General features: G+C 61.2%; 16 protein-coding genes and 1 rRNA gene. 12 read left to right on the forward strand and 5 right to left on the reverse strand.

The features are described 5' to 3' along the window. The first annotated feature begins 6 nt into the window (after positions 1-6). The 3 genes from atpD (at position 7) to glmU (ending at position 3,297) form a co-directional block, all read left to right on the forward strand. Positions 7-1,395, forward strand: a complete 1,389-nt coding sequence (gene atpD / locus PG896_RS03690; protein WP_010672260.1) for a F0F1 ATP synthase subunit beta — start codon at positions 7-9, stop codon at positions 1,393-1,395. An 18-nt stretch (positions 1,396-1,413) separates the two neighbouring features. Next, complete coding sequence (locus PG896_RS03695; RefSeq protein ID WP_010672259.1) at positions 1,414-1,842, forward strand: F0F1 ATP synthase subunit epsilon; 429 nt, start codon at positions 1,414-1,416, stop codon at positions 1,840-1,842. A gap of 93 nt (positions 1,843-1,935) precedes the next feature. Then, entirely contained in the window at positions 1,936-3,297 is a 1,362-nt protein-coding gene (gene glmU / locus PG896_RS03700; protein WP_270835386.1) for a bifunctional UDP-N-acetylglucosamine diphosphorylase/glucosamine-1-phosphate N-acetyltransferase GlmU, read from the forward strand. Between the two features lie 51 nt (positions 3,298-3,348). On the opposite strand, the gene creD is transcribed toward glmU, so the two are convergent. The 4 genes from creD to blrA all read right to left on the reverse strand — a co-directional run bounded on the left by creD (position 3,349) and on the right by blrA (position 7,886). After that, positions 3,349-4,740, reverse strand: coding sequence for a cell envelope integrity protein CreD (gene creD, locus PG896_RS03705; RefSeq protein ID WP_049637207.1), 1,392 nt, complete (start codon positions 4,738-4,740; stop codon positions 3,349-3,351). Between the two features lie 121 nt (positions 4,741-4,861). After that, on the reverse strand, positions 4,862-5,656 hold the full coding sequence (locus PG896_RS03710; protein ID WP_049637206.1) for a class D beta-lactamase OXA-780: 795 nt from the start codon (positions 5,654-5,656) through the stop codon (positions 4,862-4,864). Positions 5,657-5,755: 99 nt separating this feature from the next. Beyond that, on the reverse strand, positions 5,756-7,177 hold the full coding sequence (gene blrB, locus PG896_RS03715; RefSeq protein ID WP_049637229.1) for a beta-lactam sensor histidine kinase BlrB: 1,422 nt from the start codon (positions 7,175-7,177) through the stop codon (positions 5,756-5,758). A 34-nt stretch (positions 7,178-7,211) separates the two neighbouring features. Next, a complete protein-coding gene (blrA, locus tag PG896_RS03720; RefSeq protein ID WP_041212060.1) occupies positions 7,212-7,886 on the reverse strand; it encodes a beta-lactam response regulator transcription factor BlrA in 675 nt (224 codons plus the stop codon). A 122-nt stretch (positions 7,887-8,008) separates the two neighbouring features. On the opposite strand from blrA, the gene PG896_RS03725 reads away from it, so the two are divergent. Both PG896_RS03725 and glmS read left to right on the forward strand, forming a co-directional pair. Then, the gene (locus PG896_RS03725) at positions 8,009-8,782 is read left to right on the forward strand and encodes a DeoR/GlpR family DNA-binding transcription regulator (protein ID WP_041212059.1); all 774 of its coding nucleotides are present in this window, start codon (positions 8,009-8,011) and stop codon (positions 8,780-8,782) included. A 55-nt stretch (positions 8,783-8,837) separates the two neighbouring features. Continuing rightward, a complete protein-coding gene (gene glmS, locus PG896_RS03730; RefSeq protein ID WP_270835387.1) occupies positions 8,838-10,670 on the forward strand; it encodes a glutamine--fructose-6-phosphate transaminase (isomerizing) in 1,833 nt (610 codons plus the stop codon). A 60-nt stretch (positions 10,671-10,730) separates the two neighbouring features. Here glmS and PG896_RS03735 read toward each other — a convergent pair whose 3' ends face one another. Next, positions 10,731-11,507 carry a LuxR family transcriptional regulator gene (locus PG896_RS03735; protein WP_102948977.1) on the reverse strand — a complete coding sequence of 259 codons (777 nt, stop codon included), beginning with the start codon at positions 11,505-11,507 and terminating at the stop codon, positions 10,731-10,733. A gap of 211 nt (positions 11,508-11,718) precedes the next feature. Between PG896_RS03735 and PG896_RS03740 the strand changes: the two genes are divergently transcribed. From PG896_RS03740 to PG896_RS03770, 7 genes are all read left to right on the forward strand, one after another. Beyond that, a complete protein-coding gene (locus tag PG896_RS03740; RefSeq protein ID WP_045522614.1) occupies positions 11,719-12,480 on the forward strand; it encodes a DUF3450 domain-containing protein in 762 nt (253 codons plus the stop codon). After that, positions 12,477-13,784, forward strand: a complete 1,308-nt coding sequence (locus tag PG896_RS03745) for a MotA/TolQ/ExbB proton channel family protein (protein WP_201957501.1) — start codon at positions 12,477-12,479, stop codon at positions 13,782-13,784. Before PG896_RS03740 ends, PG896_RS03745 begins: the two co-directional genes overlap by 4 nt. Further along, a complete protein-coding gene (locus PG896_RS03750) occupies positions 13,781-14,311 on the forward strand; it encodes a MotA/TolQ/ExbB proton channel family protein (protein WP_010672233.1) in 531 nt (176 codons plus the stop codon). The genes PG896_RS03745 and PG896_RS03750 overlap by 4 nt, the downstream gene beginning before the upstream one ends. Next, complete coding sequence (locus tag PG896_RS03755) at positions 14,308-14,709, forward strand: ExbD/TolR family protein (RefSeq protein WP_010672232.1); 402 nt, start codon at positions 14,308-14,310, stop codon at positions 14,707-14,709. The genes PG896_RS03750 and PG896_RS03755 overlap by 4 nt, the downstream gene beginning before the upstream one ends. Beyond that, a complete protein-coding gene (locus PG896_RS03760; protein ID WP_201957503.1) occupies positions 14,706-15,368 on the forward strand; it encodes an energy transducer TonB in 663 nt (220 codons plus the stop codon). Before PG896_RS03755 ends, PG896_RS03760 begins: the two co-directional genes overlap by 4 nt. A gap of 2 nt (positions 15,369-15,370) precedes the next feature. Continuing rightward, on the forward strand, positions 15,371-16,549 hold the full coding sequence (locus PG896_RS03765) for a hypothetical protein (protein ID WP_201957505.1): 1,179 nt from the start codon (positions 15,371-15,373) through the stop codon (positions 16,547-16,549). Between the two features lie 407 nt (positions 16,550-16,956). After that, positions 16,957-17,021 (forward strand): 16S ribosomal RNA (locus PG896_RS03770); the annotation flags it as partial.

Genomic DNA, 17,021 nt, shown 5'->3' on the forward strand with positions numbered 1-17,021 from the left:
TTTGACATGAGTAACGGTTTCATCGTCCAAATCATCGGCGCTGTGGTGGACATCGAGTTCCCGCAGAATGCCGTGCCCCAGGTGTACGATGCACTGAAGGTTGTCAGCGAAGGCCAAGGCCAGGGTCTGGTACTGGAAGTTCAGCAACAGATCGGCGGCGGCGTCGTGCGTTGCATCACCATGGGTTCCTCCGACGGTCTGCGTCGTGGGTTGGAAGTAGTTAACAGCGGCAAGGCCATCCAGGTACCGGTCGGTACCTCGACCCTGGGCCGTATCATGAACGTACTGGGCGACCCCATCGACGAGAAGGGTCCGATCGGCGAAGAAGAGCGTTGGTCCATCCACCGCGAAGCCCCCAGCTACGAAGATCAGTCCAACAGCACCGAGCTGCTGGAGACCGGCATCAAGGTTATCGACCTGGTATGTCCGTTCGCCAAGGGTGGTAAGGTTGGTCTGTTCGGCGGCGCCGGTGTAGGCAAGACCGTCAACATGATGGAGCTGATCCGTAACATCGCGATCGAGCACAGCGGTTACTCCGTGTTCGCCGGTGTAGGTGAGCGTACCCGTGAGGGTAACGACTTCTACCACGAGATGATGGAGTCCAACGTACTGGACAAAGTATCTCTGGTTTACGGTCAGATGAACGAGCCGCCCGGAAACCGTCTGCGCGTGGCGCTGACCGGCCTGACCATGGCCGAGAAGTTCCGTGACGAAGGTCGTGACGTGCTGTTCTTCGTGGACAACATCTACCGTTACACCCTGGCCGGTACCGAAGTATCCGCACTGCTGGGCCGTATGCCCTCCGCAGTAGGTTACCAGCCGACCCTGGCCGAGGAGATGGGTGTTCTGCAAGAGCGCATCACCTCCACCAAGACCGGTTCCATCACCTCCGTACAGGCCGTTTACGTGCCTGCGGATGACTTGACCGACCCGTCTCCGGCGACCACCTTCGCCCACCTGGATGCGACCGTCGTACTGTCCCGTCAGATCGCGGCTCTGGGTATCTACCCGGCCGTTGACCCGCTGGACTCCACCTCCCGTCAGCTGGATCCGCTGGTGGTTGGCAAGGAGCACTACGAGACCGCTCGTGGCGTTCAGACCGTACTGCAGCGCTACAAGGAGCTGAAGGACATCATCGCCATCCTGGGTATGGATGAACTGTCAGAAGAAGACAAACTGACCGTAGCCCGTGCCCGTAAGATCGAGCGTTTCCTGTCCCAGCCGTTCTTCGTGGCAGAAGTGTTTACCGGTTCTCCGGGCAAATACGTGCCGCTGAAGGAAACCATCCGTGGCTTCCAGGGCATCCTGAAGGGCGAGTATGACGATCTGCCGGAGCAGGCGTTCTACATGGTTGGCGGCATCGACGAAGTCGTCGAGAAGTCCAAGAAACTGTAAGCCTCGATAGGAGGGCCCATGGCTGAGATGATCTCCTTTCACCTGGATGTGGTGAGCGCCGAAGGAAAACTGTTTTCCGGTCGCGTGCAATCTGCCCAGGTATCAGGCTCCGAAGGTGAGCTGGGTCTCCGCCACGGTCATGCTCCGTTGCTGACTGCCATCAAGCCGGGCCTGGTCCGCTTGATCAAGCAAAATGGTAGCGAAGAGGTGCTGTACATCTCCGGCGGCATGCTGGAAGTACAACCCGAAGCCGTGACCGTGCTGGCCGATACCGCCATTCGCGCCGACGATCTGGATGAGGCGAAAGCCCAGGAAGCCAAACGTCGTGCCGAAGAGCGGATCAACAGCTCCCATGGTGATATCGACTATGCTCAGGCGTCTGCCGAGCTGGCCAAAGCGATGGCCCAGTTGCGGGTTATCGATATCGTCAAAAAGAATTACCGTTAATCACGGTGATGCAAAAAGCGACCTTCGGGTCGCTTTTTTTTTGCCCGTTGGATAGACTCCGCCCAGCATTTCCACCTGTTTCAAAGGCTAGCTATGTCTCTCAACGTCGTGATCCTGGCAGCGGGCAAAGGCACCCGCATGCGTTCCTCCCTGCCCAAGGTGCTGCACCCGGTCGCCAACAAGCCGATGGTCTCCCATGTGATCGAGACCGCCCGCCAGATCGGTGCCGAACAGCTGCACCTGGTCTATGGCCACGGCGCCGAACTGCTGAAGGAGCGGATCCAGGCATCCGACCTGAACTGGGTGCTGCAGGCCCAGCAACTGGGGACCGGCCATGCCGTCGCCCAGGCCATTCCGTTCTGGCATGACGAAGACGACGTGCTGGTGCTCTACGGCGATACCCCGCTGATCCAGCCCGAGACCCTGCAACGCTTGCTGGCCGCCAAGACCGACGATGGCATGGCGCTGCTGACCGTGGTACTGGACAACCCGACCGGCTATGGCCGCATCGTGCGGGAACATGGTCAGGTGGTCGGCATTGTCGAGCAGAAGGATGCCAACGCCGAGCAACTTGCCATCCGCGAAGTGAACACCGGCGTGCTGGTGGCCAACGGTGGTCAGCTGCGCAGCTGGCTCTCCCGCCTGGACAACAAGAATGCCCAGGGCGAGTTCTATCTGACCGACGTCATCGCCATGGCCCATGGGGATGGCTGTGCCATCGCCGCCGTCCACCCGGACAGCGCCATGGAAGTGGAAGGGGCCAACAACCGGGTGCAGCTGGCGGCGCTCGAGCGCAGCTACCAGCAGATGCAGGCCGAGAAGCTGATGATCGCCGGCGCCACCCTGATCGATCCGGCCCGTTTCGATCTGCGGGGTTCCCTGGAAATCGGGGAGGAGGTGGTGATCGACGTCAACGTCATCATCGAAGGCAAGGTGGTGCTGGGCAATCACGTGCGCATCGGTGCCGGCAGCGTATTGAAGGATTGCGTGATCGGCGACCACACCGAGGTGAAACCCTACTCCGTCATCGAAGGTGCGCAAATTGCCGACCAGTGCTCGGTCGGGCCCTTTACCCGCCTGCGCCCGGGTGCCGTGCTGGAGCAGGATGCCCATGTCGGCAACTTCGTCGAGATGAAGAAGGCCCGGCTGGGTGTGGGCTCGAAGTGCGGTCATCTGACCTATCTGGGTGATGCCGAGATCGGAGCCAAGGTGAACATCGGTGCTGGCACCATCACCTGCAATTACGACGGGGTGAACAAGTTCCAGACCATCATCGAGGACGATGTCTTCGTCGGCTCCGATACCCAGCTGGTGGCGCCGGTGCGGATCGGCAAGGGGGCGACCCTGGGGGCGGGTTCCACCATCACCAAGGATGTGGCGGAAAACGAGCTGGTGATCACCCGGGTGCCCCAGCGCCACATTCCGAACTGGGCTCGCCCGGTCAAGAAGAAGTGATGCCCGATCAATGAAATGCAAACCGGCGCCCGAGGGCGCCGGTTTTTTTGCTTATGGCTGATGACTGGTGTCACTGGTCGATGGCTGGGGGGCCGCCCATGCGGTGGCGGAGGGACTGTTCTCCATCACCTGATACCAGTCGAGCTTGCGAGTCAGCCCCATGACCAGCGCCAGGGTGGCGAACAGCAGCAGGGCGCCGAGCAACAGGGCTGTCTCCTCGGCCTGCAGCAGCCCGAACAGGATGGCGTAGACCAGCCCCAGCAGGGCGGCGAATCCCATGCCCTGTTTTGGGCCGCCCAGCACATGGCTCAGGTAAAAGCCGTTGAGGGCCACACTGGCCAGGGCGGCAATGAGATAGGCCAAGGTAAAGCCGAGATGCTCGGTCAGCGCCAGCAGCACCAGATAGAAGATGGCCAGCCCCATGCCCACCAGCGCGTACTGGATGGGGTGTACCCGCAGCCCCTTGAGCAGCTCGAACATGAAGAAGCTGATGAAGGTGAGGCCGATGAACAGCAGGGCATATTTGGCGGCCCGCTCGTTCAGCTGATAGTGATCCACCGGTTGCACCAGGCTGACGCTGAATGACGGCAGTTTGGTACCGGCTCCCTTCATCATGCGGTTGAAGCGGCTCTCCATGTCGGTGGCGAACCAGCTGGTCTGCCAGCTTGCCTCGAACCCTTGATCCGCAAGGGTGCGTTCACCGGGCAGAAAGTCGCCGAGAAAATTGGGATGGGGCCAGTTGCCGCTTAGGTGAAACCGGCTGTCCTGTCCGAGCGGCACCACTTCCAGCGCATTCATGCCTTGCAGATCGAGCTCGATGTGAAAGCGGCCATCTTCGTCTGGCAAGGCGTCGAGCGGGGCATGGATCCCCACTCGCCCGTCCCCCAGCTGGGCACCAGGGGCAAACGGGATGCGTTGCTCCCCCCATTGCAGTTCGGGTACGCGGCTGATGCCCCGGGCATCGGAGAGGATCAGGCTGAGATAGGGTTTGCCCGGCACCAGGGCGGGATCCGCCGGGTCGAAGCTCAGGTTCGGGTTGCCGGCCACCAGCCCCTTGTCAGCCAGGCTGGTGGGCATCAGGCCGGAGAGTGAGAGGCGACTGTGATAAATCTGGGCCTGATAGATGCCGAGCTTGCGCGGGGTCACCTCCATGCTGGCCCGCACGTCCAGCCTCTGGGGCAGCAGGTAGCGATAGACCTGCTCCTTGCGCACGAAATGTTTGCCATCCTGCTCGACGGTGACGGCCCGGGTATAGGGCTGTACCAGTACGGGCCCCATCAGGCGCTGGGGCCCGCTGTGGCTGGCCATGATGCTGTGAATGGCCTGACTGCGATAGGCCTGGCGCTCCCGATTCAGCTCCATGATGGCGTGAACCGGGATCATCATCAGCAGGCAGAGCAACAGCAGCAGGGCGATCTTGTGGGTGAAAATCTGTTTGACCATGACACGTCTCCTTGTTGTTGAACGGGAGTGTGCTGGGGTCGCGTGAAGGGAGGATGGGGCAGTGTGAAGTGGTGGTGAAGGGGGATAAAAAAACCGGCGCCAGGCGCCGGTGTTGCTGGCATCAGAGTGTCTTCAACCGGGCCGGCAGGGCGGCGAACACCTCCTCCCTGGCCCTGAGGGAAGCGAACTGCTTGCCCGGCTTCTGGATGACGGTGTGGACGAAGATGAGCGTCTTGCCCTGTTTGCTGGCCCAGCCGACGAACCAGCCGATCTGCTGCTCCCTGTCCAGGCTGCCATCCAGCAGCTTGGGGTAACCCATGCCGGTCTTGCCGTGGATCTGCCAACCGTCGATGTCGGGCTGACGCATCAGGTTGGCGGTATGGCGCAGGGTCTGGGCGGAGACCGGCAGCTTGCCGCTCACCATCTTGCCAAGGAAGCGGGCTTGCTCCTGGGGGCTGATGGCGAGGCTGGCGCTGAGCCAGGCCTGGGTCAGACCGTCGTGCTTGCCCGGGTTGCCTTCGAGATCCCGGTTGCCGTAGTCGAAGCTGTCCACGTAGTGCTGGAAGCGAGCCTCTCCCAGCCACTCGGTGAGGCGCTGGGAATACCAGATGACGGAGTTCTTCATCCAGCTGCTCGGGGTGGTGGTCTGTTTCCACTCCGGCAGGAAATCAGGATCACCGGCCTTGAACGGCAGGGCCGGCAGTTGTTCATCCACCAGGAAGCCGCTGTCATAGCCCATCAGTGCCAGCGGGATCTTGAAGGTGGAGGCCGGGGTCAACTGGGCGGCACAGTCCCCCTGGGTGCTGACGGGTTTGCCGGTTCCATCCGCAAACAGCATGCAGCCAGAAGCGGCGCTGGCAGGCAGTGCACAGAAGAGGCCAGCAGCAAGCAGACCGGACAACAGCATACGGGGCATATCTATCTCCTTGATTAATATGAATGCGCATCGACGGGGAAGGTCGTCATCGAGGAGGTGCAGCTTAGCCCGGCTCTGTGTGCTTGGTGTGAAGTGTCCTCAGTTGCCGGGCAGCCAGAGTGTGGCCAGCACCCCCCCGTCCGGCTGATTGGCAAGAGCAAGATGGCCGCCATGCTGGCGTGCCACCTCCATGGCAAAACTGAGCCCGAGGCCGCTGCTTTTTCCCTTGTCTGGCCTTGGCAGGGAGTAGAAACGCTCGAAAATCCTGGGCAGCGCAAAGTCGGGAATGCCTGGCCCCTGATCCCGCACCCGGAAGCAATAACCCCCCTCCTCCATGGCGCCGCTCAGCACCAGGGTACTGCCGACGGGGGCGAAATCGAGGGCGTTGTCCAGCAGGTTGCCAAGGGCCTGCTCCACCAGCAGGGGATCCCACTTCTGCTTCTGACCTTCCCCCAGCTCGGCGTGCAGGGAGATCTGGCGGCGCTGGGCCTGGATCTGGCGGGCGTCGAGCACCCGTCTGCCCAGCCGGGCCGGCTCGACGGATTGTCTGTCCAGCCCCTGCCCTGATTCGAGGCGGGCGAGTTGCAGCATGCGCTCGATCAGCTGCTGCATGCGGGCCGTCTCCAGATTGATGTTGCCGATAAAGCGCTTTGCGATGTCCGGCGGCGGCGCCTCGGCCAGAATCTCCCCCGCCCCGCGAATGGCCGCCAGCGGGCTTTTGAGCTCGTGGGTCAGGCTGTGGACATAGGCCTCGATATAGGCCTTGCCGTCCAGTTGGCGGCGCATGGTTTCCAGGGAGTGGCCTAGCCTGTCCAGTTCGGGGCTGTAGAGGCGCGGCAGGCTGGCGGGCTGACCCTGACTGATTGCATCTGCATAGTGCACCAGCTTGCCGATGGCGCGGTTGAGCCACCACACTAGCAAGGCGCCGATGAGCAGCGAGATGAACAGCAGCAGGGCCGCCCCTCTTAGTAACTGGTGTTCGCTGCGCTCTATCATGGGCTGCAGGGTGCTGTTGGGCTTGGCGACGGTGAGGGAGCCGAGGATGTCATCCCCTTCCCGCAGCGGGGCGGCCACGTGCATCACCGAGCTGGCGGGATCGTCGGGGTCGCTGCGGGTGCTGCGGGCGCCATATTCGCCGCGCAGGGTCAGGTAGACGTCGTTCCAGCGGGAATAGTCCTTGCCCAGATCCACCCCGTCCGAGTCGTAGACCACCCTGCCCTTCGCGTCGGTCACATAGATGCGGTACTCCGCCTGCTGCTTGAGGTGGCCATCGATGAGGGCATTGATGGGACTCTGGTTGAGGCGGGCGAAGGCGCTGGCCAGCCGGCCATTCGCCATCTTTCCTTCCTGCATGTCGTCCAGGGCCAGGGGGGCCAGCATCTGCGCCATGTCCACCAGGGTATCTTCGGTGGCGCTGCGTACCCCGGGCTTGATCTCCTCGACGAAGATCTCCAGCACGAACCAGGCGGCCAGGGCGAAGATCAGCACCAGGCCGCACAGCAGTTGCAATCCGATTCTCATCTCATCCCCCTGCCGATGCCCGGCCACCCTGAGTTCATGCCAGCTCCAGACTGTAGCCCAGCCCGCGGTGTGTCAGGATCAGGTTGGCGTCAGGGTCCCGCTCCCGCAGCTTGGCTCTCAGGGTCTTGATGTGGGTGTCGACGGTGCGATCCAGACTCTCTTCCGCATCCTGCCACACCAGATCCATCAGCTGCTGGCGGGAGTAGACCCGACCCGGCGCCAGCATCAGGGTCTTGAGCAGCAGGTACTCATAGCGGGTGAGCGTCAGGGGCTGGCCCAGGAAGCAGATTCGTGCCCGCTCCTCGTCCAGGGCGAGTGGCTGTATCGGCTGGTAGGGGGCGGGCTGGCTGCGGCGCAGGATGACCCGCACCCGGGCGCACACCTCACGGGGTGAGAAGGGTTTGGCCACATAGTCGTCTGCCCCTATCTCCAGCCCGATCAGCCTGTCTATCTCCTCGCTGCGAGCGGTGAGAAACATCAGGGGAATATCGGTCAGTGCCCGCACCCGCTTGCACAGTTCAAAACCGCTGATATCCGGCAGCCCCACATCCAGGATCAAAAAATCCGGTCGCGTCTGTTCCAGTCGCGCCAGCAACGGCTGACCAAGGGGGAACCACTCCACCTCGAAACCATCGGTCTGCAGGGCATAGATCAGGGTATCGGCAATGCTGGCTTCATCTTCCACCAGCCAGATGAGTCGTTTTTGCATGGCGTCCTCGTCGCAAATCGGCCCCTCATTCTGGCATCGAACCAAATCGGATCCTATTTGCCGTTTGATTTTTCCCGAAAAGACATTAATATTTCGCCATTCTTTCGAATCGAAACTTATAAATGACCAAACGCAACACACAGCAGCGCCGTCACACCATAGTGAGTCTGGTGCAGGAGCAGGGGGAAGTCAGCGTCGATGCCCTGGCCAAACACTTCGCCACTTCCGAGGTGACCATCCGCAAAGATCTGGCGGTGCTGGAGACCGGTGGCCTGTTGCTGCGTCGCTACGGCGGTGCCGTTCCCCTCCCCAGCGAGATGGTGGTGGACAGCAACCCGGAACAAGTTTCGAATCGAAAGCTGGCCATTGCCCGCGCCGCCGCCGAGCGGATCCGCGATCACAACCGCGTCATCATCGACAGCGGCAGCACCACCAGCGCCATGATCCCCATGCTGGGCAACAAGCGCGGCCTCATTGTCATGACCAACTCCCTCAATGTGGCCGGTGCCCTGCGCGAGCTGGAAAACGAGCCCACCCTGCTGATGACAGGCGGGACCTGGGATCCCCATTCCGAATCTTTCCAGGGGCAGGTGGCGGAGCAGGTGCTGCGCTCCTATGACTTCGACCAGCTCTTCATCGGTGCCGATGGCATCGACCCGGAGCGGGGCACCACCACCTTCAACGAGCTGGTGGGCCTCTCCCGGGTCATGGCCGAGGTGTCGCGGGAGGTCATCGTCATGGTGGAGTCGGAAAAGATCGGCCGCAAGATCCCCAATCTCGAGCTGCCCTGGTCCGGCATCCATACCCTGGTGACCGACGAGGGGCTGGCCAGTGCGGCCAGAGAACAGATTCAGGCCAGGGGGATCACGCTGATTTGCGCCCCCGTGGCCGTGTGATTTGAACAAACCATTATCCAACCGAATTAACGTCTTACGTTTCAAGGAGAAGTCTATGTGTGGCATCGTCGGGGCCGTCGCCCAACGTGATGTGGCTGAAATCCTGGTAGAAGGCCTGCGCCGTCTGGAATACCGTGGCTACGATTCGGCCGGTGTTGCCGTGTTCAGCGCCAACCAGCCGCTGCAGCGGGTGCGTCGCCTCGGCAAGGTGGCCGAACTGGCCAAGGCACTGGAGGAGCAGTCCGTCCACGGTGGTACCGGCATTGCCCACACCCGCTGGGCTACCCATGGCGAGCCGTCCGAGCGCAATGCTCACCCCCATGTCTCCGAGCATATCGTGGTGGTGCACAACGGCATCATCGAGAACCACGAAGAGCTGCGGGAAGAGTTGAAGGCGCTGGGCTATGTGTTCAGCTCCGACACCGACACCGAAGTGATCGCCCACCTGGTGCACCACGAGCTGAAATCCGCCCCCAGCCTGCTGGCGGCCATGCAGGTCGCGGTGAAGCAACTGCGCGGCGCTTACGGCACCGTGGTCATGGATAGCCGTGACGACAGCCGCGTGGTGGTGGCCCGTTCCGGCTCCCCTCTGGTGATCGGCCGCGGCATCGGTGAGAACTTCATCGCCTCCGACCAGATGGCCCTGCTGCCGGTGACCCGCCGCTTCATCTTCCTGGAAGAGGGTGACGTAGCCGAAGTGACCCGCCGCGACGTGCACATCTTCGATACCGACGGCGAGGCCGTGGTGCGCGAAGAGCTGGAGTCCGAGCTGTCCCACGATGCCGGTGACAAGGGTGAATACCGTCACTACATGCTGAAAGAGATCTACGAGCAGCCAAAGGCCATCACCAACACCCTGGAAGGCCGCCTGGGCAGCGATCACGTGGTGGTCGAGTCCTTCGGCAACGGCGCCCGTGCCATTTTCGACAAGGTCGAGCACGTCCAGATCGTCGCCTGCGGCACCTCCTACAACTCCGGCATGGTGGCGCGCTACTGGTTTGAAGAGATCGCCGGCGTCTCCTGCGACGTGGAGATCGCCTCCGAGTTCCGCTACCGCAAGTCCGTGGTGCGCCCCAACAGCCTGCTGGTGACTCTTTCCCAGAGCGGAGAAACCGCCGATACCCTGGCAGCCCTGCGGTTGGCCAAGGAATCCGGTTACATGAGCTCCCTGGCCATCTGCAACGTACCGGGCTCCTCCCTGGTGCGCGAATCCGACCTGGCCTTCATGACCCGGGCTGGTGCCGAGATCGGGGTGGCGTCCACCAAGGCGTTCACCACCCAGCTGGCCGGTCTGCTGATGCTGGTGGCCTCCGTCGGTCACTGCCGTGGCAACCTGAGCGCCGCCGTCGAGGCCGAACTGGTCAAGGCGCTGCAAGCCTTGCCTGTGCGCATCAAGGAGAGCCTGGCCCTGGCCAAGCAGATCGAGACTCTGGCCGAAGAGTTTGCCGACAAGCACCACAGCCTGTTCCTCGGTCGTGGCAGTCAGTACCCCATCGCCATGGAAGGGGCGCTCAAACTCAAGGAGATATCCTACATCCACGCAGAAGCCTATGCCGCCGGTGAGTTGAAGCATGGCCCGCTGGCGCTGATCGATGCCGAGATGCCCATCATAGTGGTAGCGCCGAACAACGATCTGCTGGAGAAGCTCAAGTCCAACGTGGAAGAGGTGCGTGCCCGTGGCGGTATCCTCTATGTGTTCGCCGATGCGGACGCCGGTTTCAAGAGCGACGAGACCATGCGGGTGATGAGCCTGAACCACGTGGAAGAGATGATCGCGCCGATCGTCTATACCGTGCCGTTGCAGTTGCTCTCCTACCACGTCGCCCTCATCAAGGGCACCGACGTGGATCAGCCACGCAACTTGGCCAAATCCGTGACTGTGGAATAAGCCGTCGCCGGAAATGAAAAAAGAGCCGCATTGCGGCTCTTTTTATTTTGGCAAAACAGGCTACGACAGCCGCAGGTTGGTGATGGTGACGTCGTCCAGGGAAGGCACAATGATGCCGCTGGAGATGCTCTTGGCGATCGCCTGGTTGCGGTTGCGCGAGTCCGTCTTGTTGGTGACCTGATTGAGGTGGAAGTTCACGGTTCGCTCGCTGATGCCGAGGATGGTGGCGATCTCCCAGGAGGTCTTGCCCTCGCTGGCCCAGAAAAGGCACTCCTTCTCCCGATCCGACAGCTCGGCCAGGTATTTCATCAGGTCTGGTCTGGCCTTGATGAGGGTCAGGGCCGAGTTGAAGATGTAGCTGGCGCAGAATGACAGCAGGGGAACGTTTTCAAACATCAGATCGGAATTGGACTTCTCCTTGCTGATGAAAGAGAGGATGCCGTGTTCCCCCTGCGGCGTGTGCAGCGGGAAGGAGACGCCGTTCCTCACCCCGAAGTCGGCGGCCAGGTTCATCACCTCCCTGCTGGCGCTGGGCAACCAGGGGGCATCACAATCGAGCTTGTTCCAGAAGATGGGCTGGGTCTGCTTCAGTCCCAGGAAGACGACCGGATCCTGGGTCAGGTAGTGCCGTTCCGAATAGGCATCAAACCAGCTGGTGGGGCAGTTGTTGAACAAGGCCACATGGGATTTCTGCATACTGATGGGGAAAATAATCAGCAAACGGAAGTAATCAAACCCCATCTGATGACTGAAGCGCTCCAGTTGTTGCTGGATCTCTCTGGTCTTCTTCGCCTTGGTGAACCGATCTATGTGTTCCCAGATCGCATCGTTAAACATGTAAGTCTCCTTTTTCGATCACTTATCTTGCTGATCGAAAAGACATTTTTTAGTTATTTAAAATGGTGTTGCGACTACCAACGCCAGTTATTCCCGTACTTGTCTAAAAAGTATCCTGTTTTTTCGGCCAGAGGCCAAGAAAATCATCTGATTGCCAGTGACCCTACTCTTTGAGACAATGAGAATAGTTATCATTGTTAAGATTTATATCATGAACAAGTTTTGGGGTCTGGCCTTGTTACCCATGGCCGTTCATTGCGTCGTGTCCGCCGACGAAGTGGTTGCGCCAGCATTGAAGAACAGTATCGCCGACGGGAAAGCCTCCCAGCTGCGTGTGGAGAAAGCCGCCGATGGAGCCGTCGCCGCCAGGATTGAGCTGCAAAATGCCCAACTGCAACTGCGGGATCTGGAAGCCTACAACCGCTACATGCAGTCTCTGGTGGCCGATCAGCAAAACGAGCTGGGCAAGCTGAGCCAGCAGTTGGAAGCGGTACAGGAGACCAGGCAGGGGCTTGTCCCCCTGATGCTGCAGATGCAAGCCGATCTGGAACAGCTGGTACAGGATGACATCCCGCTGCGCAGGGAGGATCGTCTGGCGCGGGTTGCTGCCTTGAAAGCGACGCTGGCCAGAGCCGATGTGAGCGAGGCGGAGAAGTTCCGCCAGCTATTGCAGGCCTATCAGATTGAAGCCGAATACGGCAGCAGGCTGGACCATTATTCCGCCGAGCTGGTGCTGGATGGCGCACCGCGCCGGGTCGATGTGCTGGCTCTGGGTCGGGTCTCCCTGCTGGCGATGACAGCCGATCGCTCCCAGGCGTGGCGTTGGTCTGCCGAGCACAAGCAGTGGCAAGCCCTCGACGGCCAGTGGCTCTCCCCCATCGCCGAGGCGTTGGAAATGGCTGCCGACAAGAAAGTTCCCCAGTTGTTGAATGTCCCCCTTTCCGTCAGCCGTGGTCAGGAGGCCCAGTCATGAGCGTCACCATGAAGTGGTTACCCCTTGCCCTCGCCCTCTCTCTGGGCACCACAGCCGCCGTGGCCGAGGAAGCCTGGCAGCAGCAGGAACAGGCCCGTGAACAGAAGGCTCAGCAGGATCTGGCGTCTGTCTCCAGGGAGCTGAGCAGTGCCCGTACCAAGCTGGCCGAGGCCCAGCGCCTGAGCAAGGAGCTGGCCAGCCAGTTCGCGGCCAATGAAAAGCAGCTGGTGGAGCTCAATACCCAGTGGGAGCAAGCCTCCGGCGACATGAACGACATCTTTGCGGTCACCCGTCAGGGGGCAAGCGATGCGGTCAAGCTGCTGAGCGAATCCGCCGTCGAGGGCCAGTATCCTGATCGCCTCGCCCTGCTGAAAACCATGGCACAGGATAAACAGGTGCCTGATCGCGCCGCCCTTGCCCTGCTGCCAGCCACCTTGCTACAGGAGATCCGCGAATCGGGCCGGGTTGCCCAGTTCAACGGCAAGGTGCTTGATGCCCAGGGCGTTGCCAGCGAGCAGACGTTGACCCGGATCGGCAGCTTCGCCCTGCTGGGCGATGCTGGTTTCTTGCAACCGGAGGCCGAAGGCCTGAGTCCGGTGTTGGGCCTGCCAGGCAGCGTGCTTTCCGCTGTGGCCGCTTATCAGGGTCAGGAGGGAGAAGCGTTGCCGCTGGATCCCTCCCACGGTGTTCTGCTCGATATGCTGGCCCAGGCGCCCACCTTCTGGCAGCAAGTCCAGCAGGGCGGCCAGGTCGGCGCCATCATCGTGCTGCTGGCCGCTATCGGCCTGGGGATCGCTGGAGTACGGCTGTGGAGCCTCTCTCGCGAACTGGGTCGGGTTCGTCGCCAGCTCAAGAGCGGTGAATATCATGCCGACAACGCCCTCGGCCGGGTGCTGACGGTGGCTGACAAGCATCCAGAACTGAGCATGGAGACCCTCGAACTGCGTCTGGATGAGGCGATCCTGCAGGAGACCCCTCGCCTGGAGCGCGGCATCGGCATGGTCAAGGTGATCGCGGCCATCGCCCCCATGCTGGGTCTGCTCGGGACCGTGACCGGTATGATCGGCACCTTCCAGGCCATCACCCAGTTCGGTACCGGCGATCCCAAGATCATGGCGGGCGGCATCTCCATGGCCCTGGTCACCACGGTGCAGGGTCTGGTGGCGGCCATTCCGCTGATCCTGGCCCACAGCCTGTTGCAGTCCCGTTTCACCGAGCTCTCCAACGTGCTGGAACAGCAGGTGGCCGGGATCCTGGCCGAGCGGGCCGAAAGCAATGGTGACAGGGTGGAGCGGGTAGCATGATGCTCGACATCTGGCAGCAGTTGCAGAGCTTCATGGGCCGTGGTGGCCCGGTGCTCTGGGTCATTCTGGCCTTGCTGGTGCTGATGTGGATTCTGATGATCGAGCGGCTGCTCTACCTCAACCTGGGGTTTGCACCGTTGCAGCGTGAGCTGCTGGGCCGCTGGCAGGCGCGTCGCGAGCGTCACAGCTGGCACGCTCGCGCGATTCGCGGGCGCTGGCTGGCAGAAGTGGAGCTGGCGCTCAACCGTCATCTGATCTTCATCCGCACCCTGGTGGTGCTCTGCCCCATGCTGGGGTTGCTGGGTACAGTGACCGGCATGATAGGCGTATTCGATGCGCTGGCTGCGGCCAACCGCTTTAACCCGGAGAGCATGGCGGGCGGGATCTCCCGCGCCACCATCCCCACCATGGCAGGCATGGTGGTGGCCCTCTCCGGCGTGTTGTTACTTAGCCGGCTCGAGAGTCAGGCCAAGCGTGCGCTGGCCAAGACCCGGGACGGCCTGCGAGAAGAGAAGGTAATGCAATGAGACGGCAATCCAAACGCCAGCGCGATGAAGTGCAGATCGACATGACCCCCATGCTGGATATCGTCTTCATCATGCTGATCTTCTTCATCGTGACCACCTCCTTCGTGCGCGAAGCCGGGCTTGAGGTACACAGACCCCAGGCCAGCCAGGCCAAGGCGCAGAAGTCCTCCAGCATCATGCTGGCGATCGGCGCTCAGGGGCAGATCTTCCTCGACCGCAAACAGGTGGATGTGGAGCGGGTGCAGGCCACCCTCGCCCGACTGTTGGCGGAGCAGCCCGAGGCAAGCCTGGTGATCCAGGCCGATGAACGGGTACCCCACGGCAAGGTGGTGCGGGTGATGGATGAAGCCAAGGCGGCAGGCATCGCCAACATCGCCGTAGCGGTGGCACCGAAATGAAACACAAGTTGATGAGCCTGGGACTGGGGATCGCCCTCAGTCTGGGCATCCTGTTGTTCATGGCCACCCTGGTGGAGCCGCCCGGAGGGGAGAAGGCGACCACAGAGCAGAAATCCATCGTCATCAACATGCAGAACGAGGTGACCGAGGTACAGGTGCGTGAGCGGCCGGTACCCCAGGAGCCGGAACCCTTGCCGGAGCCGCCTGCCGCGCTGGCTTCGACACCGATGCCCATGCCGGCGGCGGCCCCGCTGCCTTCGGTACAGCCGAGCCTGGATCTGGTCTCGACCCTGAGTGCGGTACAGGTCTCTGCCCCTGGCGTGGCGACCAGTCCCACTCCGGTCGCGAGCGGCAATTTCCATGGTCAGCAGCAGGGCGCTGGAATCGGTGCCGGCGACATGCTGATGCCACTGCAACGGGTTGAGCCTGTTTATCCCTACCGGGCCCAGCAGGCCGGCATCGAGGGGTCCGTGACCTTGCGTTTCAGCGTCGATGCCGACGGCCGGGTACAGGATGTGGAGGTGGTCGAGGCCAAGCCGAAGCGCCAGTTCGAGCGAGCGGCCATTCAGGCGATCAACAAGTGGCGCTATCAGCCGAGGCCGGGCGCCACCGACAAGCTGGTGCAAGTCATCACGCTCAAATTCAAATTGGAGTCATAACCATGTTGCGGATCTGGATCTGTCTGCTGGCCCTGGTCAGCCAAGCCTGTCTGGCGATGGAGGTGAGCCCTCATTTCTCCCGCCAGCTGGAGCCCGTGATGAAGCTCTATCAATCCGGCCAGTGGCAACAGGCCCAGAGCAAGGCGGCTGTGCTCAAACCCGGTTCCGAGGCTGAGCACGCCTGGCTGGCGCAGTTACAAGCCTCTCTGGCCGCCAACCTGCAGCAGACCGCACAGGCGAGTCGCTATGTGGAGCAGGCTCTTGCCTATAAAGAGTGGCCAGAGCAGCAACGACTTCAGTTGTTGCGTCTGCGAGGGGATATCCAGGCCCAGCAATCCAACTGGTCCGGCGCCATCGCCAGCTACAAGGCCGCATTGGCCATCAAGGCTGACGATGCCTTGCGTCTGCGCTTGGCTGGCCTCTATTACCACAACAAGCAGTACGGCGAGGCAGCCAGCCAGAGTGAACAACTGTTGAAGAAAAGCTGGCAGAAGCAGGCAGCCATCATCCGCCTCTCCTCCCTCACTGCATTGCAGCGTTACGGCGTGGCTGCGGATCAGGCCGAAGAGTTGATCCGCCGCGAGCCAAAAGAGAGCAAGTGGTGGCAGCAGGCTGTGTCGCTCAATCTCTCCGCCAAGCGTGGTGATCGAGCGCTTGCACTGCTGCAAACTGCCATCGACCGTCAACTGATGGATGATGCCGCCGCCCGCAACCAGCTAATCCGCCTGTATGCCTGGCAGGGACTGCCCTATCGCGGTGCGCGTCTGCTGGAGTCTGCCATGGCCAAGGGACAGATGAAGCAGAGCGCAGAGAATCGCCAATTGCTGGCCCAGTTGTGGGAAGGGGCACGTGAGTGGCCGAAGGCTGTGGACAGCTGGCAACTGCTTGCCCGGGAACATGCTCACCCCAAGGCCGCCATGCGTGCCGCCGAACTGCTGCTGCAACAGGGCAAGACGGATGCCGCCATGACCCAGCTCGCGGCCATCAAGTCAGTGAAGGGAGAGCAGGGCAACAGAGCCAAGGCCCTGCTGGTGCAGGCACACCTCAATAAAGAACAATATGCTCAGGCGCTGGTGTTGGCTCGCGAGCTGCAACAGCAGAACAACTGGCAAGACAGGGCGACCAGCTGGGTCAACTACATTCAGGCCCAGACTGACGGTATGAACAAAAAATCGGTATGAAACTGGGGTAAACTCTGATTTCATGGGGTTTAGCCTGCTTTTTCAGCAAACGAGCGCATTTTTACAAAAAGCCCTTGTCATCGCGGCGCGGCTCCCTATAATGCGCCCCTACCAGCACGGCGGACCACGCCAACCTGATGAGCCAGCTTCCTTAGGAAGTGGGCGCCGAAAGAAAAGCGAAAACAACCGCTTGACTTTCGAAGTGAGGAGCGTAAGATGCGCCTCCTCAACGCGATAAGCGTGACGCTCTTTAACAATTTGAATCAAGCAATCTGTGTGGGCACTCACAGCATCGAGCATCAAAAACAATTTTTGATTTTCAATGTCTGATGAAGTGACCAAAGCAACGAAAGTTGCAGCAGTTAATTCAGCAATTCATTGAGCCGCTTTTCGAAGCAACCAAACTTAAATTGAAGAGTTTGATCATGGCTCAGATTGAACGCTGGCGGCAGGCCTAACACATGCAAGTCGA

The sequence above is a fragment of the Aeromonas sp. QDB30 genome (assembly GCF_027707645.1).
Lineage (GTDB): Bacteria > Pseudomonadota > Gammaproteobacteria > Enterobacterales > Aeromonadaceae > Aeromonas > Aeromonas caviae.